Source organism: Streptomyces bambusae (assembly GCF_020532645.1).
Taxonomy (GTDB): domain Bacteria; phylum Actinomycetota; class Actinomycetes; order Streptomycetales; family Streptomycetaceae; genus Streptomyces; species Streptomyces bambusae.
The window spans coordinates 1-19797 of sequence record NZ_JAJAUZ010000050.1; the positions used below are offsets into that span (position 1 = coordinate 1).

At 72.6% G+C, this 19797-nt stretch carries 17 protein-coding genes and 1 pseudogene; 9 read left to right on the forward strand and 9 right to left on the reverse strand.

All coding sequences use genetic code 11. The features are described 5' to 3' along the window. Window positions 1-83 precede the first annotated feature (83 nt). From LG634_RS27785 to LG634_RS27805, 5 genes are all read right to left on the reverse strand, one after another. Entirely contained in the window at window positions 84-842 is a 759-nt protein-coding gene (locus LG634_RS27785; protein ID WP_226737527.1) for a succinate dehydrogenase iron-sulfur subunit, read from the reverse strand. Then, on the reverse strand, window positions 842-2596 hold the full coding sequence (gene sdhA / locus LG634_RS27790) for a succinate dehydrogenase flavoprotein subunit (RefSeq protein WP_226737529.1): 1755 nt from the start codon (window positions 2594-2596) through the stop codon (window positions 842-844). The genes LG634_RS27785 and sdhA overlap by 1 nt, the downstream gene beginning before the upstream one ends. 23 nt (window positions 2597-2619) lie before the next feature. Continuing rightward, window positions 2620-3096: a succinate dehydrogenase hydrophobic membrane anchor subunit gene (locus LG634_RS27795; RefSeq protein WP_226737531.1), complete on the reverse strand. Its 477-nt coding sequence runs from the start codon at window positions 3094-3096 to the stop codon at window positions 2620-2622. 5 nt (window positions 3097-3101) lie between these two features. Further along, complete coding sequence (gene sdhC, locus LG634_RS27800; protein WP_226737533.1) at window positions 3102-3482, reverse strand: succinate dehydrogenase, cytochrome b556 subunit; 381 nt, start codon at window positions 3480-3482, stop codon at window positions 3102-3104. A 133-nt stretch (window positions 3483-3615) separates the two neighbouring features. Then, entirely contained in the window at window positions 3616-4173 is a 558-nt protein-coding gene (locus tag LG634_RS27805; RefSeq protein ID WP_372482503.1) for a 2-oxo-4-hydroxy-4-carboxy-5-ureidoimidazoline decarboxylase, read from the reverse strand. Window positions 4174-4547: 374 nt separating this feature from the next. Between LG634_RS27805 and LG634_RS27810 the strand changes: the two genes are divergently transcribed. After that, window positions 4548-5267, forward strand: a complete 720-nt coding sequence (locus tag LG634_RS27810) for an RNA polymerase sigma factor (RefSeq protein WP_226737615.1) — start codon at window positions 4548-4550, stop codon at window positions 5265-5267. Beyond that, window positions 5267-6304: a hypothetical protein gene (locus LG634_RS27815; protein ID WP_226737629.1), complete on the forward strand. Its 1038-nt coding sequence runs from the start codon at window positions 5267-5269 to the stop codon at window positions 6302-6304. Before LG634_RS27810 ends, LG634_RS27815 begins: the two co-directional genes overlap by 1 nt. Before the next feature lie 369 nt (window positions 6305-6673). Here LG634_RS27815 and LG634_RS27820 read toward each other — a convergent pair whose 3' ends face one another. After that, on the reverse strand, window positions 6674-7513 hold the full coding sequence (locus LG634_RS27820) for a L,D-transpeptidase family protein (protein WP_226737535.1): 840 nt from the start codon (window positions 7511-7513) through the stop codon (window positions 6674-6676). A 119-nt stretch (window positions 7514-7632) separates the two neighbouring features. Here LG634_RS27820 and LG634_RS27825 point away from each other — a divergent pair, with 119 nt between their 5' ends. Both LG634_RS27825 and leuE read left to right on the forward strand, forming a co-directional pair. Continuing rightward, window positions 7633-9216 carry an acyl-CoA mutase large subunit family protein gene (locus LG634_RS27825; RefSeq protein WP_226737537.1) on the forward strand — a complete coding sequence of 528 codons (1584 nt, stop codon included), beginning with the start codon at window positions 7633-7635 and terminating at the stop codon, window positions 9214-9216. Window positions 9217-9296: 80 nt separating this feature from the next. Then, entirely contained in the window at window positions 9297-9968 is a 672-nt protein-coding gene (gene leuE, locus LG634_RS27830) for a leucine efflux protein LeuE (protein ID WP_226737539.1), read from the forward strand. Window positions 9969-10035: 67 nt separating this feature from the next. Here the strand turns inward: leuE and LG634_RS27835 are convergent, their stop codons facing one another. The 3 genes from LG634_RS27835 to LG634_RS27845 are packed head-to-tail and all read right to left on the reverse strand — an operon-like array spanning window position 10036 to window position 13531. After that, entirely contained in the window at window positions 10036-11172 is a 1137-nt protein-coding gene (locus LG634_RS27835) for an acyltransferase family protein (RefSeq protein ID WP_226737541.1), read from the reverse strand. Beyond that, the gene (locus LG634_RS27840; protein ID WP_226737543.1) at window positions 11169-12554 is read right to left on the reverse strand and encodes an alpha-2,8-polysialyltransferase family protein; all 1386 of its coding nucleotides are present in this window, start codon (window positions 12552-12554) and stop codon (window positions 11169-11171) included. Before LG634_RS27840 ends, LG634_RS27835 begins: the two co-directional genes overlap by 4 nt. Next, window positions 12554-13531: a glycosyltransferase family 2 protein gene (locus tag LG634_RS27845; protein ID WP_226737545.1), complete on the reverse strand. Its 978-nt coding sequence runs from the start codon at window positions 13529-13531 to the stop codon at window positions 12554-12556. Before LG634_RS27845 ends, LG634_RS27840 begins: the two co-directional genes overlap by 1 nt. A 226-nt stretch (window positions 13532-13757) precedes the next feature. On the opposite strand from LG634_RS27845, the gene LG634_RS27850 reads away from it, so the two are divergent. From LG634_RS27850 to LG634_RS27870, 5 genes and pseudogenes are all read left to right on the forward strand, one after another. Beyond that, the gene (locus tag LG634_RS27850; protein ID WP_226737547.1) at window positions 13758-15083 is read left to right on the forward strand and encodes a DUF6716 putative glycosyltransferase; all 1326 of its coding nucleotides are present in this window, start codon (window positions 13758-13760) and stop codon (window positions 15081-15083) included. Continuing rightward, a pseudogene (locus LG634_RS27855) lies at window positions 15080-15514 on the forward strand (acylneuraminate cytidylyltransferase family protein); the annotation flags it as partial. The gene LG634_RS27850 and the pseudogene LG634_RS27855, both read left to right, overlap by 4 nt. Before the next feature lie 477 nt (window positions 15515-15991). Continuing rightward, complete coding sequence (locus LG634_RS27860) at window positions 15992-16918, forward strand: N-acetylneuraminate synthase family protein (RefSeq protein WP_226737616.1); 927 nt, start codon at window positions 15992-15994, stop codon at window positions 16916-16918. A 59-nt stretch (window positions 16919-16977) separates the two neighbouring features. Further along, a complete protein-coding gene (locus LG634_RS27865; RefSeq protein ID WP_226737549.1) occupies window positions 16978-18207 on the forward strand; it encodes a hypothetical protein in 1230 nt (409 codons plus the stop codon). 137 nt (window positions 18208-18344) lie between these two features. Next, a complete protein-coding gene (locus LG634_RS27870; protein ID WP_226737618.1) occupies window positions 18345-19589 on the forward strand; it encodes an amidohydrolase in 1245 nt (414 codons plus the stop codon). Window positions 19590-19797: the final 208 nt, after the last annotated feature.

Consider the following 19797-nt stretch of genomic DNA (forward strand, 5'->3'; position numbering starts at 1 on the left):
CGCCCCGCGCGCCGGCCCCACGGCAGAGGGCCCCGCCTCCGGCAGCAGCCGGAAGCGGGGCCCTCGTACGGGCGGAGCCGGGATCAGAAGCGGCGCGTGATCAGCGCACGCTTGACTTCCTGGATCGCCTTGGTGACCTCGATGCCGCGCGGGCACGCGTCGGTGCAGTTGAACGTGGTGCGGCAGCGCCACACGCCGTCCTTGTCGTTCAGGATCTCCAGCCGCTGCTCGCCGGCCTCGTCACGCGAGTCGAAGATGAAGCGGTGCGCGTTGACGATCGCCGCCGGGCCGAAGTACTGGCCGTCGTTCCAGAACACCGGGCACGAGGACGTGCACGCGGCGCACAGGATGCACTTGGTGGTGTCGTCGAAGCGCTCGCGGTCCTCGGCGGACTGCAGGCGCTCGCGGGTCGGCTCGTTCCCCTTGGTGACCAGGAACGGCATGACGTCCCGGTACGCCTGGAAGAACGGCTCCATGTCGACCACGAGGTCCTTCATCACCGTGAGGCCCTTGATGGCCTCGACGGTGATGGGCTTCTCCGGGTTGATGTCCTTGATCAGCGTCTTGCAGGCGAGCCTGTTCTTGCCGTTGATCCGCATCGCGTCGGAGCCGCAGATGCCGTGCGCGCAGGAGCGGCGGAAGGTCAGCGTGCCGTCGAGGTCCCACTTGATCTTGTGGAGACCGTCGAGCACGCGCTCCTTCGGGTCGATCTCGATCTGGAAGTCCTGCCACTCCGCCTGGTCCGAGACCTCGGGGTTGAAGCGGCGGATCCGGAAGGTGACCGTGATGTTGTGAGAGGCCGTGGCTTCGGACTCCACCTTGTCAAGGGTCGGGGTAGCCATCAGTACTTACGCTCCATCGGCTGGTAGCGGGTCTGGACGACGGGCTTGTAGTCGAGACGGACCGAGTCCGTGCCGTCGGCCGCGACCTCGCGGTACGCCATGGTGTGGCGCATGAAGTTGACGTCGTCGCGGTTCGGGTAGTCCTCGCGGTAGTGGCCGCCGCGGGACTCCTTGCGCGCCAGGGCGGAGACGGCCATGACCTCGGCCAGGTCGAGCAGGTTGCCCAGCTCGATGGCCTCCAGCAGGTCGGTGTTGAACCGCTTGCCCTTGTCCTGGATCGAGACGTTCTTGTAGCGCTCGCGCAGCTCCGCGATCTTCTCGACCGCGGTCTTGATCGTCTGCTCGGTGCGGAACACCATCACGTTGGCGTCCATCGTCTCCTGCAGCTCCAGGCGCAGGTCCGCGACCCGCTCGGAGCCGGTGGAGTTGCGCAGCGTCTCGACCTGCTCGACGACGAGCGACGCCGGGTCCTCCGGCAGCTCGACGAAGTCGTTCTCGGCCGCGTAGCGGGCCGCCGCGATGCCGGAGCGCTTGCCGAAGACGTTGATGTCCAGCAGCGAGTTGGTGCCCAGGCGGTTGGCGCCGTGCACGGACACGCACGCGACCTCGCCGGCCGCGTACAGGCCGGGCACGACGGTGGTGTTGTCCGACAGGACCTCACCCTCGACGTTGGTCGGGATGCCGCCCATGGCGTAGTGCGCGGTGGGCTGGATCGGAATCGGGTCCGTGTAGGGCTCGATGCCGAGGTACGTGCGCGCGAACTCCGTGATGTCCGGGAGCTTCGCGTCGAGCTGCTCCGGCGGGAGGTGCGTCAGGTCCAGGTACACGTGGTCGCCGGCGGGACCGCAGCCGCGGCCCTCGCGGATCTCCGTGTAGATGGAGCGCGAGACGACGTCACGGGACGCGAGGTCCTTCATGACCGGCGCGTACTTCTCCATGAAGCGCTCGCCGTCCTTGTTGCGGAGGATGCCGCCCTCACCACGGGCGCCCTCCGTCAGCAGGATGCCCATGCGCCAGATGCCCGTCGGGTGGAACTGGAAGAACTCCATGTCCTCCAGCGGCAGACCGCGCCGGTAGCAGGCCGCCTGGCCGTCACCGGTGAGGGTGTGCGCGTTGGAGGTCACCTTGAAGAACTTGCCGGTGCCGCCGGAGGCGTAGATCACGGACTTCGCCTGGAAGACGTGGATCTCGCCGGTGGCCAGCTCGTACGCCACGACGCCCGCGGAGTGCTTGACCCCGTCGACCTCGGTGATGAGCTGGTCCAGGACGTAGAACTCGTTGAAGAACTCCACGCCCTCCTTGACGCAGTTCTGGTACAGCGTCTGGAGGATCATGTGGCCGGTGCGGTCCGCGGCGTAGCAGGACCGGCGGACCGGGGCCTCGCCGTGGGCGCGCGAGTGGCCGCCGAAGCGGCGCTGGTCGATGGTGCCGTCCGGGGTGCGGTTGAACGGCAGACCCATCTTCTCCAGGTCGAGGACGGCGTCGATGGCCTCCTTCGCCAGGATCTCGGCGGCGTCCTGGTCGACCAGGTAGTCACCGCCCTTGACCGTGTCGAAGGTGTGCCACTCCCAGTTGTCCTCTTCCACGTTCGCCAGCGCGGCGGCCATGCCGCCCTGCGCGGCACCCGTGTGGGAGCGGGTGGGGTACAGCTTGGTCAGCACGGCGGTGCGGCTGCGCTTCGTCGCCTCGATGGCGGCGCGCATGCCCGCGCCACCGGCGCCGACGATGACGGTGTCGTACTTGTGGATCTTCATAGTCGGTTGCCTCAGCCCCGTGCCTAGCGGATGTTCGGGTCGAAGGTGAAGATCACCAGCGTGCCCAGAAGGATGGTGAACACCGTGGCGGTGTAGAGCAGGCCCTTCAGCCACAGCCGCGTGTTGGCGCGCTCCGCGTAGTCGTTGATGACGGTGCGCAGGCCGTTGGCGCCGTGCAGCATCGCGAGCCACAGCATCAGCAGGTCCCAGACCTGCCAGAACGGGGAGGCCCAGCGGCCGGCCACGAAGGCGAAGCCGATCTTGCTCACGCCGCCGTCCAGCACCAGCTGGATCAGCAGGTGGCCGATGACCAGCACGACCAGGACGATGCCCGAGAGGCGCATGAAGAGCCAGGCGGCCATCTCGAAGTTGCCGCGCGTGGCGCGGGGCGTCTTCGAGGTGCGCTTGCGCGGGGCCTCGATGTACGGCGCGGGGTGGTCGACGTCGTACAGGCTCACGCCCTCGACGTCGCCGATCGAAGAAGAGGTGTCAGTCGACATGCGCGTCACTTCCCGAACAGTTCAGCAGCTGCGTGGCCGAGCACGGGGTACAGGGCCCCGGCCATGAGCACGACCCAGACGCCCACGACGGTCCAGAGCATCTGCTTCTGGTAGCGCGGGCCCTTGGACCAGAAGTCCACAGCGATGACGCGAAGACCGTTGAGCGCGTGGAAGAGGATGGCGGCCACGAGGCCGTACTCCAGCAGCGCAACGATCGGAGTCTTGTAGGTAGCCACGACATCGTCGTACGCCTCGGGGGAGACGCGGACGAGAGCGGTGTCGAGGACGTGTACGAACAGGAAGAAGAAAATCAGGACGCCGGTGACTCGGTGAGCCACCCAACTCCACATTCCTTCCCGGCCGCGGTACAGCGTTCCAGCCGGCACGGAAAACCCTCCGGAAGCGAGGCGAGGGCCAGCCGGCTTCGTTGTCGGTCGGGCCCGGCCGGGTACGGTCCACCGGCCCCCGACATCGTAGCGACGACTTGTCGGTTCCTTCGCGCGGGGTGGTCCGGTGTGATCAAACAGGCACGGACGGGCTATCCGACAAGGCGAAATCGGCCCAATCCAGGTGTTCCGCACCGACTCCGTCGACCAGCGCGGTGAGCCGGCCCCGGGCAAGTCGCCGCAGCTCGTCGGCGGCCACCGCCCGCTCCTCGTCCTCCTCGTACGCCATCCGACGGCGAATTCCGGCCAGTACCTGCGCCGCGTGCTCCTCCGCCGGATACTCGTCGAGGCAGATGACGAAGGCGTGCCCGAACTTCCGCTCGTACTCCGCGTGCGCCGCGCCGAGCGCCAGATGGGCGGCGTACGGGGCGGCGTGGTGCAGCTCGGCCGAGGACTCGTCGGCCAGCGCTTCGGTGAGCTCCGCGGGGGACAGGTCGTAGCCTGCTTCGTCGGCGGCGGCGAGCAGGGCCTCCAGATCCGGGTACGGTCGGTGGGCGGCCACCCGGTGAGCCCAGTACCGGCTGCCGCAGCAGTGCAGCAGTGCGTCGTGGAGCGCTTCGGCGGAAGCGGCGTTGAAACGGGCCAGCCCGGAGCTGCCGCGGAGCTGGGCCGGGAGGTGGCTGGACAGCAGGGGGCTCCTCGGGGCGGGCGCGTCGGGGGTGTCCGGCAACGCTATCGAGGGCGTGCGGATGCCGTCGTACGGATACGCGGATTTCACTCTTACGAGGAGGGGAAGAGGGGTGTGAAGGTGCCGAACGCCGCACACCACGGATCCGGAGCGACAGCCGAGGCCGCCACCCCCCACAGGAGAGGCCCCGGCCGTCGTCCGTTACGGGCTCGTGCGACAAGCCCGTATATGTGTCAGCGCCGCGGGTGCGGTTTCTGTCACACCCCGCTTCGCGCACGAATGGTTGCTGGTTGTACAAGTCGTGGACGAGACGTACTTGAAAGTCGTAACGTGCTGATTTGCGCAGGACGTACAGGACATTGAACGGGTTGGGGACTTTGCTGGGGGACGACGCGGAGCTGACCGCCGCGGTGCTCGCGGCGCAGGGCGGCGACGAGAGCGCCTTCAGAACGGTGTACCGGGCGGTGCACCCGCGCCTGCTCGGGTACGTACGCACACTGGTGGGCGACACCGAGGCCGAGGACGTGGCGTCCGAGGCCTGGCTGCAGATCGCCCGCGACCTCGCCTCGTTCAGCGGCGACGCCGACCGCTTCCGCGGCTGGGCCGCCCGGATCGCCCGCAACCGGGCGCTCGACCACGTCCGGATGCGCGGCCGCCGGCCCGCCGTCGGCGGCGACGAGACCGAGCTGACCGGCCGCGCCGCGGACTCCGACACCGCGGGCGAGGCCATCGAGGCCCTCGCCACCGGCCGGACCATGGAACTCATCGCCCGGCTGCCGCAGGACCAGGCCGAGGCCGTCGTGCTGCGCGTGGTCGTCGGCCTCGACGCGAAGAGCGCCGCCGAAACCCTGGGCAAGCGGCCCGGGGCCGTCCGCACCGCGGCCCACCGCGGCCTCAAGCGGCTCGCCGAGATGCTCGGCAGCGAGTTCGGTGATAATGCCGGGGGCCCTGCCGCCCCCGGGGACGTCCGGGCCGGCGGTGAACAGGGCGACAGCCGGGACCTCGACGCCGTACCGGCGCCCCGTCCCCACCGCGACGGTTCGGTGGAGCGCACGGGTGTGACGCAATCGCGTTGGCGTACGCAGAAGGACATGTGATGGCCGACGATCGGTACGAGTGGCTGGACGGGGCCGCAGCGGAAAAACTGCTGCGCGGCGAACCCGTCGACCCGGTCGCGCCCGGCGCAGGTCGTCATGGACAGGACATTCCGCAGCCGGGTGCCGAGGACGCCGCGCACGCCGCGCGGGTCCGGGACGACGCGGCCCGCCTCGCCAGGGCGCTGGAATCCCTCGTGCCGCCCTGCCCGCCCGCCGGCTCCGGCGAGCTGCCCGGCGAGGCCGCGGCCGTGGCCGCCTTCCGCGCGGCGCACGCCGCCGCCCCCGCACCGGCCGCCGCCCCCGGCGCCGACACGGAACTGCCGGCCGTCCGGCTGGGCGCCCCCGCACCTGCGGACGTCGTCCCGCTGCGCGGCCGGGTCCGCCGCCCGCTGCGGCTGGGACTCGCGGCCGCCGTGGCCGCCGTCACCATCGGCGGTGTCGCCGCCGCGGCGACCACCGGACTGCTCCCCGACCCGCGCGACGTCGCCGGCCCGCCGACCACGGTGACGGTCAGCAGCGGCCCCAGCCCGGAGCCGACCGGCCCCGGCGGGACCGAGTCCGCCGGCACCGGAGAGCCGGCCGACCGGCTCCTGGTCGACGGACTCCCGTCCGGCTCGCCGTCCGCGTCCGCGGCCGGCACCCAGGGCGTGGGCCCGAGCCCGGACGACAGCGGCAGCCCCGCGGCGACCGCCGGGCCGTCCGGCGGCACCGGTGACAAGGGCGGCACGGTGGAGTCCCCGGCGCGGCTCGCCGCGTTCTGCCGTGATCTACGCGCGGGGCGTCTGGCCGCCGAGAAGCGGATCAAGCTGGAGCGCGCGGCCCGCGGCTCCCGGGTCGAGAAGTACTGCGACGCGCTGATCGGCAAGAGCTCCGGCGGTGCGGGCGGCGGTGCCGCGGGCGGTGCGAGCGGCGGCTCCGGTGGCTCCGGCACCCGGCCGGGCGAGGGCGCGACCGAGCCCACACCGCCGGTCGACACCACCCCCGGCGACCGGGGCGGCGTCCTGCCGACCCTGGGCTTCGGCCGCCCGTCGGCCTGACGGTCCCTCCTGCGTCTCCCGCGGGTTCCGCGGCCGCGCACGCATCCGTTCCGGCACGAGTCCGGGCACGCGTTCCGGCATCCCGTGCGGCCCTCTTCCGCGCCGGCCGCACGGGGTCGGAAACCGGTCCGCAGACCGGTTTCCGACCCCTGCACGGATGTGCCGGCGAATCGGTTCACCGCACGTGCGCACACGGCTGTAACACTTTTCGAGCGTCCGGCGCAGTACTGAGTGAGCCGACTGGTCATCGGCCGCGCATGAGCCGGGGTTCCCCCCGTACCCCTGGGCTCTGCGCACCTGGCGCGAGCGGGGCACGTTCCCCCGGCCCCGCTCGCGCCCCCCTTCCTCAGACCGTCACCGGGCCCGGCGTCACCAGTAGACGACGACCTTGTCGCCGACCTTCACCTGGTCGAAGAGCACCGACAGCTTCGCCTTGTCCCGGACGTTCACGCAGCCGTGCGAGGCGCCCGCGTAGCCGCGGTTCGCGAAGTCCTGCGAGAAGTGCACCGCCTGGCCCCGGCTGAAGAACATCGCGTACGGCATCGGCGTGTGGTAGATCGTCGAGGTCCACTTGCGGGCCTTCCACTCCACGCTGAACAGGCCCTCGCGGGTCGGGGTGTTCTCCGAGCCGAAGCGGACGTCCATCGCCGACACGACCTTGCCGTCGACCATCCAGGCGAGGGTCCGGCTCTCCTTGCTGATGCACATCACCCGGCCGGTCATGCAGCGCGGGTCGGGGGTGTCCAGCTCGTTGGTGGTCGGCGGCCGCAGCTCGTTCTCCGTCGGCTTGCGGGATGACGCCAGCAGCTTCTGCCAGGTCGCGTCGTCCACCGAGCCGGTGGCCGGCAGCCCGTGCTTCTCCTGGAACGCCTTCACCGCGGTGGCGGTGATCGACCCGTAGAAGGCCGTGGGGCTGCGCTTGAACAGGCCCAGCTGCTTCAGGCGCGCCTGGAGCTCGCGTACCTGCTCGTTCTCCGTGCCGTCCTTCAGCAGGACCTGCGAGGCGGGCGTCGATGCGCCGCCGGACGGGGAACCGCCGTTCGGCTTGTCGTCGGGGGCGGCCGAGCCCGAGGGGCCGGCCGGCGCGGAGGAGGCGGACGACGGCGCGCCGGACTCCTTCGGACCTGCGGCCGCCGGATTGCATCCGGCCGCCAGTGCGACCGCCGCGACTGCCGCGAACGTGTGGATTATGACGGAATGACGGCGCATCTGTGTCCCCCGGGAGTGTGCGTGTGTACGAAGGGATGCCGCCCGGACGCGGATGGTTGCGAACGGCGGGACGATGTTGCCAGGACGTGACAGTGCGACTCCACGGAGGTAGACGGCACATGGCGCGCGAGACGGAGTCGGGCCTGCCCATCAAGGCGGTCTACGGGCCGCAGGACCGGGCCGGCTGGGACCCGGAGCGGCAGTTGGGCGAGCCCGGCGGCTACCCGTTCACCCGCGGGGTCTATCCGACGATGTACACCGGACGGCCCTGGACGATGCGGCAGTACGCCGGCTTCGGGACGGCCGCCGAGTCGAACGCCCGCTACCGGCAGCTCATCGAGCACGGCACCACCGGCCTGTCCGTCGCCTTCGACCTGCCCACCCAGATGGGCTACGACAGCGACGCTCCGCTCGCCCGCGGCGAGGTCGGCAAGGTCGGCGTCGCCATCGACTCGATCGACGACATGCGGGTCCTGTTCGACGGCATCCCGCTCGACCGGGTCTCCACGTCCATGACCATCAACGCCCCGGCGGCCCTGCTGCTCCTGCTCTACCAGCTGGTGGGCGAGGAGCAGGGGGTGCCCGCGGACCGGCTGACCGGCACCGTCCAGAACGACGTGCTGAAGGAGTACATCGCCCGCGGCACGTACATCTTCCCGCCTGGCCCCTCGCTGCGGCTGACCGCCGACGTGTTCCGCTACTGCCGGGCCGGGATCCCGCGCTGGAACACCATCTCCATCTCCGGCTACCACATGGCGGAGGCCGGGGCCTCGCCCGCGCAGGAGGTCGCCTTCACCCTCGCCGACGGCATCGAGTACGTCCGGACGGCCGTTGCCGCAGGCATGGACGTGGACGGGTTCGCCCCCCGGCTCTCCTTCTTCTTCGTCGCCCGCACCACCCTCCTGGAGGAGGTGGCGAAGTTCCGGGCCGCCCGCCGGATCTGGGCCCGCGTCATGAAGGAGGAGTTCGGCGCCCGCGACCCCAGGTCGATGATGCTCCGCTTCCACACCCAGACCGCCGGGGTCCAGCTCACCGCCCAGCAGCCCGAGGTCAACCTGGTCCGGGTGGCGGTGCAGGGCCTGGCCGCGGTGCTCGGCGGCACCCAGTCGCTGCACACCAACTCCTTCGACGAGGCCATCGCCCTGCCCACCGAGAAGTCCGCCCGGCTGGCGCTGCGCACCCAGCAGGTCCTCGCGTACGAGACGGACGTGACGGCCACCGTCGACCCGTTCGCCGGCTCCTACGTGGTCGAGGCGATGACGGACGAGCTGGAGGCGGCGGCCCTTGCGCTCATGGACCGGGTCGCGGACCTCGGCGGCGCCGTCGCCGCCATCGAGCAGGGCTTCCAGAAGGCCGAGATCGAACGGAACGCGTACCGGATCGCCCAGGAGACCGACCGCGCCGAACGGGTCGTCGTCGGCGTCAACCGCTTCACGCTCGACGCCGAGGAGCCGTACGAGCCGCTCCGGGTGGACCCGGCCATCGAGGCCCGGCAGGCCGAACGGCTGGCCCGGCTGCGCGCCGACCGCGACGGGGCGGCCGTGGACCGGGCCCTGACCGCGCTGCGGGCGGCGGCCGCGGGCACCGACAACGTGCTCCCGCCGATGAAGGAGGCGCTGCGGGCCCGGGCCACGGTGGGCGAGGTCTGCGATGCGCTGCGGGAGGTGTGGGGGACCTACCGGCCGGCGGATTCCACCTGGTGAGAGGCCGGGTTGCCGGGCCCCGGGCGGTGTGGTGGAAAACGCAGTGAGGGCTGTCGGACCCCTGTGCGAGACTCGTTCGCATGCTGGGTGTGACCGATCTTCCGACGTACCTCGCGGCGCTCGTCCTGATCATTCTGCTGCCGGGTCCGAACTCCCTCTACGTGCTGTCCGTGGCCTCCCGGCGCGGCGTGCGGCAGGGCTACCGGGCGGCCTGCGGCGTGTTCACGGGCGACACCGTGCTGATGGTGCTGGCCGCCGTCGGAGCCGGCGCGCTGCTCCAGGCCAGCCCGCTGCTGTTCGGCGCGGTCAAGGTGCTCGGCGCCGGGTACCTGGCCTGGCTGGCGGTCGGCATGATGCGCGCCGCGTGGGGGATGTGGCGGGACCGCGCGATACGCCGGGACCCGGCGCCGCGGGGTGCGGCTGCGGCTCCTGCCGGCGAGAGCACTCCCGGCCCGGCGGAGCGGCCGTACCGGCGGGCGCTGGTGATCAGCCTGCTGAACCCGAAGGCGATCCTCTTCCTGCTGTCGTTCTTCGTGCAGTTCGTGGACCCGGACTACGCCTACCCGGCGCTGTCCTTCCTGCTGCTGGGTGCGATCGGGCAGTTGTTCAGCTTCCTCTACCTCAGCACGCTCATCTTCAGCGGCGCCCGGCTGTCCGAGGCGTTCCGGCGGCGCAAGCGGCTGTCGGCGGGGGCCACCTCGGCGGCGGGCGTCCTCTTCCTCGGCTTCGCGGCGAAGCTCGCACTGAGCTGAGCTGAGCTGAGCTGAGCCGAGCAGAGCTGAGCCGAGCAGAGCCGGCCTGCGCTGAGCCCGGCCCGGATCAGCGCAGGGCCCGCCGCAGCCGCGGCGTCAGAGGCCGTTCCACCAGCCGGTACAGCAGCCAGGCCAGACCCAGCATCAGGGCGACCGTACCGGCGAGCGTGACCGGAGCCGGCAGCCCGAGGGTGCGGTGCAGCAGCCGGATCACCACCCAGCCCAGGTGCTCGTGCACCAGGTAGAACGGATACGTCAGGGCGCCCACGACGGTCAGCCCGCGCCAGTCCGGCCAGTCCAGGCGGCCCACCGCGATCAGCGCCACCACCAGGAAGCCGGCCGTGACCACGGCGACGATCACGGCCGCACTGCGGTACGAGAAGAACCTCGGGTCGGGCGCGTGCCACAGCCCGGCCACCGCGTAGTGCTGGCCCAGCAGCCAGCCCATCAGCGCCACGCCCCAGGCCAGGGCGTCCCGCCGGTTCCGGTGCACCAGGTAGAGCCCGATGCCGCCGATGAAGAACGGCGCGTACTGCGGCATCAGCAGCTGCTGGAGCACGTGCTCGCGGCCGAGGTCCGCCATGTCGGTCAGCACCGCGGCGAACGTCCAGACCGCGCAGAACACCAGCGTGCGCTGCCGCCCGCCGCCCGGAAGCACCACGAACAGCGCGAACAGCACGTAGAACCGCAGCTCCGCCCAGAGCGTCCAGCACACCCCGAGCACCCGGTCGGCGCCCAGCGGCTGCTGGAGCATCGTCAGGTTGACCAGGAAATCCGGCCCCGACACCGTCCGCTGCGCCACCCAGGGCAGCGCGAACACCGCCGTGACCAGCACGATCGCCGCCCAGTACGCCGGGTACAGGCGGGCCACCCGGGACGCGAAGAACGAACGCAGCGGCCGGTTCCACGCGCTCATGCAGATCACGAACCCGCTGATCACGAAGAAGACCTGCACCCCCAGGCAGCCGTACGCCAGCCAGGGCGAGGCCGTCGGGAACAGCTCCCGCGGCGACGCGCCCCAGGAGTGCTGCACCTCCCCGCCGCGCCCCGCGTAGTGGTAGCCCGCCACCATCAGCGCCGCCACCAGCCGCAGCCCGTCCAGCGCCCGCAGCCGGACCGGTGCGGCCGGCGGCGCGGACGCCGTGCCCCGCTCGGGAGCCCCGTCCGGCGGCCCGGCCTGTGCCGGGAGCGCGGTCGCGGTCATCCGCGCGCGGCCCGGCTCAGGTGCCGGACCCGGCGGACCACCCGGCGCACCGCCGGGCTGCGCGGGATGAACGCCAGCTGCGGCGGCACCGCCCCCGGCAGGCCCAGCGCGGTCAGCCGGCGCTTCTTGAAGTACCGCCAGGTGTGCGCGTCGAGGCGGCTCGCGAGGTACCGCTCGGCGTCGGCCCGCCGGGCGGTGAGGATCTGCGCCTGCATCGCGTACCCGACGGCCGTCACCAGCTCGCCGAGGTCCTCCAGCACCGCCGGACCCGGCGGGGCCCAGGCCCGTACCGCGGCCCGGTCCTCCAGCTCCGGCAGCAGGGCGTCCACGATCGTCAGCGGCACCCGGTTGCTGTTCTGGTACGGCGTGACCCGGTTCAGCAGCGGCCCGGTGCCGGTGCGCGCGACCGGGATGCCGTACAGGGTGGCGGCCGTCAGCAGGCCGGTGGAGAAACACCCGACGACGAGCGCCGGATCCAGCTGCCGGTACAGCACCTCGGCCAGCACGGGGGAGTCGACCACGGTGAGCCGGGCGCCCAGCCGTACCGCCTCCTCCTCGACCCGGCGCGACCAGCGGGCCGGGGCGCTCGGGTGCGGCTTGAACACGATCCGGCCGTGGCCCAGCGCGTGCGCGCCGCGGACCATCCTGACGTGCAGCTCCTCCTCTTCCTCGGGCGTGATCAGCCCGAGGGCGGACAGGTACTGGCCCAGCAGCACGGCCGGGCGCCCGTCGCCGTCCGCCCCGGCCGCCGCCGTCTCCGGTGCCGGGGCGCACTCCGGGTCCTCCGCCAGCTCGTCGAGGACCTTCCGGAAGGCCTCCGTCGGCACGATCTGCGCGGGCACGCCGAACTCGGTGAGCAGCAGCGGCTCCAGCCCCGGCACCAGGTCGAGGTGGAGCAGCCGCCGGATGCGGACGCCGGTCTGCGGGTCCAGTTTGTTGCGGGTCGGCCCGTAGCTCATCAGCCCGTCCGCGTACACCTCGACCGGGGTGCCCGGGAACAGCTGGACGAGCGCCTGGGCCGGCGCCACCTGGATGGACTCGACGACGAGTTCGAGGCGGTCCTCGCCCAGCCCCCACAGGGCGCGCAGCTGCCGCTCCCACAGCGGTGCGTCGTCCCCGCGCGGCTGCCAGCCGCCCGGGTGGAAGGGCTCGATGACGGCGTTCCAGTCCCGCACCTCGTCGAAGCGGGCGGCCAGCCGGGCGAAGCCGGGCATGCCGGCCGGCCCCGGAGTGGTCTCCGGCACCGCCGCGTTGTTGCTGACGAGCAGGATCCGGCGGTCCGCGGCGCGGAAGCAGCCGGAGTCGAGGGCGGCGGCCAGGGTGGCCGTGCCGTAGAGGGTGGAGGCGAGGAAGATCTGCGTGGTGCGGACGGCGGTACCCATCAGGCGGCCACCTCCGGACCGGCCGGCCGGCGCCGCAGCCGGCGCAGCCGCACCGCGCGTTCCGTGTCCATGGAATGCAGGACGTCGTCGAGAACGCCCTGCGGCATGCGGTGCAAAGCGGCCGCACTCATCGAACGGAGTTTCCTGGCCACGGCCGGTTCGAACCTTTCGATGGAACCCACGTGGTGGGCGATGATCGCGCAATACGTGCGCACGGCTTTCGGCATCAGGAGATCCGCGTCCCGGTCCCGGGCCGTTTCCTTCAGCACCTGGTCGAATGCCCGGATGAAATCGAGCTGGCGTACGTCGCCGATCTGCGTCAGCGAGGTCGCGACCCCGCGCCGGTAGAACAGACCCGGCAGGCCGACCGCCGCGAAGGTGTCCGCCTCCCGGTGCAGCCGCCAGATCCACGGCCGGTCCTCGGCGGTCCGCAGCCCGTCCGTGAAGTGCAGCAGCCCGCGGTCCACCAGCCGCCGGTGGTACATCCCGGCCCACGCGAACGGATAGTCCACCGAAGTCGACCGGTCCGCGGGCAGGATCGCCGCCCGCGGGTCCAGCACCTCGCCCTGCGGGCCGTGCGGCACCCGCTGCACCGACCGGTTCCGCCCGGTGCACTGCACGTGGTCGGTCCGTACGAAATCGCAGCCCAGGCCCTCGATCGCGGCCAGCACCCGGGCCAGATGGCCGGGGGCGAGCCAGTCGTCCCCGTCCATGAAGGTGAGGTACTCGCCGCGCGCGGCGTCGATCCCGGTGTTCCGGGCCGTCGCCAGACCGCCGTTGCGCTCGTGCCGGACGTGCACCGCGCCGGGCAGCTCCTCGGCCGCCCGTTCCAGGAGCGCGGGCGTCCCGTCCGACGAACAGTCGTCGACGAGGATGAACTCGAAGCCGTCCCGCGCGTTCGCGTGCAGGCTCCGGAGGGCGTCTGGTGCGTATGTCTGCACGTTGAAGAACGGCACGACCACAGAAAGCTTGACCACCTGCGTGACATTAGGGCGCCGCCCGGCATTCACCGTGGCCCGGGCGAGTCCTTTCCGTGAACGCTGGGCATCCGCGGTGTTAACCCGGGCCGCCCCCGGGCGCATTCGCGTTCCGTCGACCGGCTGTTAACCCTCTGTTGCGCGCTCGTTGGGCCGTCCACGGGAATTCCGTCCTAGCTTCGGAGCCGTGCCAGTAAGTACCAGTGGCGTAAGTGCCCCCGGAAAAATGCGGGTTGCCGTACTCGCCGATTCCGATACGCGATGGAAATGGGGCGCGCTCACCGCCCGCCGCCTCGCCGATGCCGACGAACCCGCGCTCACCGGGTTCCTGTTGCGCGGCCGGGCCACGCCCACCGCCCGCCAGCTCGGCGAAGTCGGCGTCCGCGCCGACCGGCTGACCGAGGTGACCTGCGCCGAATTCCTCGCCGAGATGCGCAGCGCCGCCGACGGCGCCCCCGAAGGCCGCTACGACGTCGTCGTGCTCGCCCTCGTCGGCGGCGCCGTCCAGGCCGTCCTCCACGGCCTGCGCGCGCTGTGGCCGGAGCCGGCCCGCCGCCCGGCCGTCGTCACCGGCTACGTCGGCGTCGTCTACGAGAAGCTCGCCGACGGCCTGCTCCTGCGGCACGGCGCCGACCTGGTCCTCGCCAACTCCCGCCACGACGCGGACCGGTTCCGCGCCGTGTACGAGGGCGTCGGCGCCGACCCGTCGGCCGTCACCGAGACCGCCCTGCCCTTCCTCGGCGGCGCCCCGTACGAGCAGCAGACCTCGCGGGCGCACACCGTCGTGTTCGCCGCCCAGCCCTCGGTCCCCGAGAGCCGCGCCGACCGCAACTACCTGCTGCGCCGCGCCGCCGGCCACGCCCGCCGGCACCCGGACCGCGAGGTGCTGGTCAAGCTGCGCAGCAAGCCCGGCGAGCACACCACCCACCTCGAAGAGCTGCCGTACCAGCGGCTCGCCGAGCGGATCCCCGGCGGCCTGCCCGCCAACTGCCGCCTGGTGTACGGGCACATGGGCGAGGTCCTCGACCGCACCGACCTGCTGGTCACGGTCAGCTCCACGGCCGCCCTGGAGTCCCTGCACCGGGGCATCCCCACCGCCGTCCTCACCGACCTCGGCATCCGCGAGGCCCTCGGCAACCACCACTTCCTCGGCTCCGGCTGCCTCGCCTCCTGGGACGAACTCGACGCGGGCCTGCGCCCCACGGCCGACCCGCAGTGGCTGGCCCGGCACGGCGTCGCCGCCGACCGGCCGTACGACCGGGCCTTCGACGGCGCCCGCGCCCGGGTGGCCGGCCTCGCCGCCCTCGACCGGCTGCCCGCGATCACCCCCTACTACACGCCCACCACCGCCCCGGGCTACCTGCCCGGCCTGCTCGCCCGCCACCACCTCGGCCCCGACGGCACCCCGCTGCCCGGCGCCGTCCGCCCGGCGGCCGAGGACTCGACACTGCGGCGCTACGTGCGCTCGGCCCTGCGGGACGCGGCGCGCGGCGCCTACCGCCAGGGCGTACAGCGGGTGGCCCCGGCCATCCGCCGGATGGGAGAACTGTGACCAGCACCCCCCGGGCCGAGACCGCCCGCCCCGCGGGCCGGCCCGTCGTCCTCGCCGTCATCCCGGCCCGCGGCGGCTCCAAGGGCGTGCCCGCCAAGAACCTCGCCGAGGTCGGCGGCACCCCGCTCGTCGCCCGCGCGGTCCGGGCCTGCCTGGCCGCCGCCCCCGTCACCGACGTCGTGGTCTCCACCGACGACGAGGCGATCGCCGCGGCCGCCCGGGCCGCCGGCGCCGACGTCGTACCGCGCCCCGCGGCCATCGCCGGTGACACCGCCACCAGCGAGTCCGCCGTCCTGCACGCCATGGACACCTTCGAGACCCGGCACGGCACCCGGGTGGACACCGTCCTCCTCGTCCAGGCCACCAGCCCCTTCCTCACCGCCGCCGAGATCGCCGGCGCGGCCCTCGCCGTCACCACCCGAGGCGCCGACTCGGCCTTCACCGCCGCCCCCTTCCACGGCTTCCTGTGGCGCGAGAGCGCGGTCCCCTCCGGCCGCACCGGCTACGGCGTCAACCACGACGAGTCGCACCGCCCGCGCCGCCAGGACCGCCCCCTCGACCTGCTGGAGACCGGCGCCGCCTACGCGATGGACGCCACCGGCTTCCGCACCGCCGGCCACCGGTTCTTCGGCCGCATCGTCCCCGTCCACACCGACCCCGCGCGGGTCCTCGAAATCGACGACCCGCACGACCTGTCCCGAGCCCGCGCCCTGGCCCCGCTCCTGGACGCCGGCGACGGACCCGAGCGGCCCGCCGCCGCGGCGCCGCCCGCCCCGCACCACCCGCACCACCCGCACGACCCGAGCCCCGTACCCGCCGTGGAGGGCGACCACCCCGGAGCAGTACCCGCCCTCCACCCGGCACCCCGCACCTCCCGGCCCCGAAACCCCCGAAGGACGTTCCCTGCCATGAGCACCCCCTCCTCCCCCCGCCTGCGCCGCCTCGGCTCCCGCACCGCCGGCCCCGGCCGCCCCGTGTACGTCGTCGGCGAGATCGGCATCAACCACAACGGCGACCTGGACAACGCCTTCGCCCTGATCGACGCCGCCGCCGAGGCCGGCTGCGACGCGGTCAAGTTCCAGAAGCGCACCCCGGAGATCTGCACCCCGCGCGACCAGTGGGACATCGAGCGCGACACCCCCTGGGGCCGCATGACGTACATCGACTACCGCCACAAGGTCGAGTTCGGCGAGGACGAGTACCGCGCCATCGACGCGCACTGCCGCGAGCGGGGCATCGACTGGTTCGCCTCCCCGTGGGACACCGAGGCCGTCGCCTTCCTGGAGAAGTTCGACGTCCCCGCCCACAAGGTGGCCTCCGCCTCCCTCACCGACGACGAGCTGCTGCGCGCCCTGCGCGCCACCGGCCGCACCGTGATCCTCTCCACCGGCATGTCCACCCCGCAGCAGATCCGCCACGCCGTCGAGGTCCTGGGCAGCGAGAACATCCTGCTCTGCCACGCCACCTCGACCTACCCGGCCAAGGCCGAGGAGCTCAACCTGCGGGTGATCAACACCCTCCAGGACGAGTACCCCAACGTCCCGATCGGCTACAGCGGCCACGAGACCGGCCTCCAGACCACCCTGGCCGCCGTCGCCCTCGGCGCCACCTTCGTCGAGCGCCACATCACCCTCGACCGCGCCATGTGGGGCTCCGACCAGGCCGCCTCCGTCGAGCCGGGCGGCCTGCAGCGCCTGGTCCGCGACATCCGCACCATCGAGACCGCCCTCGGCGACGGCGTCAAGAAGGTCTACGAGTCCGAGCTCGGCCCGATGAAGAAGCTCCGCCGCGTCCAGGGCGAGGTCGCCGGCCGCGCCGAGCTCGCCGCGGTCTGATCCGCCCGCCCCGGCCCCGCCCCGCCCCCGTACGGCCCGCCCGACCCGAGGAGTACGCCGTGACCTCGCACGCGAACACCCTGGCCTTCGTGGAGAGCCCGGTCCAGCTGCTGAACGTCCTGGAATGGGCGTACGCACACGCCGCACGGGCCGGCGGGGCGGGACCGGCGGCCGGCCCCGTGCTGGACTGCGTCCCCTCGCAGCCCGCTCCGGGCCGCAGGCCGGGGGTGGAAGCCCCCGCGCCCCACCCGGACGCGGACCCGGACCACCCGGCCGTCCACCGGCCCGCCCGCGCCGACTACGAGGACCTGCTGATCGTCGTCCTGCCGCCGGTGGACCCGATGTCCCGCGGCCAGCTCCGCCGGATGGCGGCCCTGGCCCGCGACGAGGGCCACCAGGTCCGCTGGCAGGAGGCCCGCGGCGGCGGCGCGGCCCCGCTCAAGGCGCTCGCCGCGCTCACCGGGACCGTCCGCCGGGCCCGCCGGATCGTCGTCGGCGACCCCTTCTCCCGGTACGTGCAGCTGCTGCTGTCGATGGTCCGGGCCGAGGAACTGGTCGTCGTGGACGACGGCACCGCCACCATGGAGTTCGTCTCCCAGCTGGCCCGCGGCGAACGCCTCGTGCGCTGGCACCGGGTCGGCGCCGGCCTGGCCGGGCGGACCCGCGAGCTGGCGTACGCGCCCGTCTCGGGCGCCGCCCGGCGCCGCTTCGCGCCCGCCCCCGGCCGGCAGGTCGAGGTGTTCAGCTCCATGCCCGTCACCGCCCCCGAAGGGGTCCGGCTGCAGGTCAACGAGTTCGCCTGGACCCGGGCCGCCTTCGGTCCGCCGCGGATCGCCCGCGGCACCGACCTGGTCGGGACCTCCCTGGTGGAGACGGGGGTGGTCGACGAGGACCGGTACCTCGCCGGGGTCGGCGACCTGGCCCGCACCCACGGCGCCGCCCGCTACTTCGCCCACCGCCGCGAGACCGGCGCCAAGCTGCGCGCCCTCGCCGAGGCCACCGGGCTGGAGATCGTGCGCCCCGACCTCCCCCTCGAACTCATTGCCCGGCGTGGACCCGTCGGTCGTACGATCGTCAGCTTTCCGTCCACGGTCGTCCACACGCTGCCCTACGCACTGGCCGGAACCGGCGTCACGGTCGCCGTGGTGGACATCGACCCCGACTGGCTCACCGGAAAGGCCTCGCCGCGGGCCCGCGGTTTCCTCGAAGGTGTCACCGATACCGCACGTGACGTGCACCGGCTCCGTGCCGTGTCAGCGGGTGTCCCGACACCCGCCCCGGCCGGATGAGCGGCGGAGTTTACCCCCGGGGGAGGGGGGCTATGCGTCTGGAAGCCGGTTTTTCTTCCCCTAACGGGCTGAACTTTTCTTGATCTCCAGCCAGTTGGCCCTGGGGTGCGCCTACCCTTAAACGGGTGAACCAGTTGATGTCCCGCGAGTCCCAGACCGTCCTGCCCGGAGAGCCGGCCGAGCCGGCGCTGCCCGGCAAGCTCCCGGAGCACCTGCGTGCCGAACTGATCGCGTTCCGCCGGGACTTGCACATGCATCCCGAGCTGGGGCACCAGGAGTTCCGGACCACCGCCGCGATCAAGGCCAGACTCGAGAAAGCCGGGCTCCGGCCCCGGGTCCTGGCCACCGGAACCGGCCTGATCTGCGACATCGGCACCTGGGACCGCAAGCGGCCCATGCTGGCGCTGCGCGCGGACATCGACGCCCTGCCCATCCCGGACGCGAAGGTCGGGGTGCCGTACCGTTCCACCATCCCCGACCGGGCGCACGCCTGCGGCCACGACGTGCACACCACCACCGTGCTCGGCACCGGTCTGGTCCTCGCCCAGCTGCACCGCCAGGGCCTGCTGCCCCGCCCGGTCCGGCTGCTGTTCCAGCCCGCCGAGGAGGTCCTGCCGGGCGGCGCCGCCGAGGCCATCGAGTCCGGCGTCCTGGACGGCGTCGGGCAGATGATCGCCGTGCACTGCGACCCGCGGGTCGACGCCGGGAAGATCGGCCTCCGGGCCGGCCCCATCACCTCCGCCTGCGACCGGCTGGAGGTCGCCCTCTCCGGCCCCGGCGGCCACACCGCCCGCCCGCACCTGACCACCGACCTGGTCACCGCGGCCGCCCGGGTGGCCACCGACGTGCCCGCCGTGCTCGCCCGCCGCATCGACAGCCGCTCCGGGCTCTCCGTCACCTGGGGACGGATCGAATCCGGCCACGCGTGCAACGTCATCCCGATGCGCGCCGAGCTCTCCGGCACGATCCGCTGCCTCGACATCAACGCCTGGCACGACGCCCCCGACCTGGTGCACGCCGCCATCGACGAGGTCGCCACCCTGCACGGCGCGAAGTCCGAGATCACCTACGTCCGCGGGGTGCCGCCGGTGGTCAACGACCCGGTCGTCACCGAACTGCTGCGGGACGCCATGGCCGCCCGGCGCGGCGCGCACGCCGTCGAGGACACCGAGCAGAGCCTGGGCGGCGAGGACTTCTCCTGGTACCTGGAGCGGGTCCCGGGCGCGATGGCCCGTCTGGGCGTCCGCACCCCGGGTGACGCCGTCAAGCGTGATCTGCATCGCGGTGACTTCGACGTGGACGAGTCGGCGATCGCCGTCGGCGTGGAGCTGTTCACCGCCGCCGCACTGCTCGACGCCCGCCGATCCCGGCCCGTTTCGTAACGTTAGATCAAACTTTTTCCCGCCCTGTCCCGGGCCCCGAGGGGGGTCCGGGACGCACCCGGGAACCCGTGCGGCAACAGGGTTCTGAGCCAATCGGGTTACCGCTCGGTCACTGTCCGGTTCGCGACGATCCGATAACGACTCCTGAACGGGCCTTTAACTGACATCTACGCGCGTTACGATCGCGGCGAAACCAGCGCCGGTCAGT

What these genes read in the sequence shown, in the direction of transcription:
- LG634_RS27785 (WP_226737527.1), bottom strand. Translation starts at nt 842, where the DNA reads ATGGCTACCCCGACCCTTGACAAGGTGGAGTCCGAAGCCACGGCCTCT.
- sdhA (WP_226737529.1), bottom strand. Translation starts at nt 2,596, where the DNA reads ATGAAGATCCACAAGTACGACACCGTCATCGTCGGCGCCGGTGGCGCG.
- LG634_RS27795 (WP_226737531.1), bottom strand. Translation starts at nt 3,096, where the DNA reads ATGTCGACTGACACCTCTTCTTCGATCGGCGACGTCGAGGGCGTGAGC.
- LG634_RS27815 (WP_226737629.1), top strand. Translation starts at nt 5,267, where the DNA reads ATGGCCGACGATCGGTACGAGTGGCTGGACGGGGCCGCAGCGGAAAAA.
- LG634_RS27820 (WP_226737535.1), bottom strand. Translation starts at nt 7,513, where the DNA reads ATGCGCCGTCATTCCGTCATAATCCACACGTTCGCGGCAGTCGCGGCG.
- LG634_RS27825 (WP_226737537.1), top strand. Translation starts at nt 7,633, where the DNA reads ATGGCGCGCGAGACGGAGTCGGGCCTGCCCATCAAGGCGGTCTACGGG.
- leuE (WP_226737539.1), top strand. Translation starts at nt 9,297, where the DNA reads ATGCTGGGTGTGACCGATCTTCCGACGTACCTCGCGGCGCTCGTCCTG.
- LG634_RS27835 (WP_226737541.1), bottom strand. Translation starts at nt 11,172, where the DNA reads ATGACCGCGACCGCGCTCCCGGCACAGGCCGGGCCGCCGGACGGGGCT.
- LG634_RS27840 (WP_226737543.1), bottom strand. Translation starts at nt 12,554, where the DNA reads ATGGGTACCGCCGTCCGCACCACGCAGATCTTCCTCGCCTCCACCCTC.
- LG634_RS27850 (WP_226737547.1), top strand. Translation starts at nt 13,758, where the DNA reads ATGCGGGTTGCCGTACTCGCCGATTCCGATACGCGATGGAAATGGGGC.
- LG634_RS27860 (WP_226737616.1), top strand. Translation starts at nt 15,992, where the DNA reads ATGAGCACCCCCTCCTCCCCCCGCCTGCGCCGCCTCGGCTCCCGCACC.
- LG634_RS27870 (WP_226737618.1), top strand. Translation starts at nt 18,345, where the DNA reads ATGTCCCGCGAGTCCCAGACCGTCCTGCCCGGAGAGCCGGCCGAGCCG.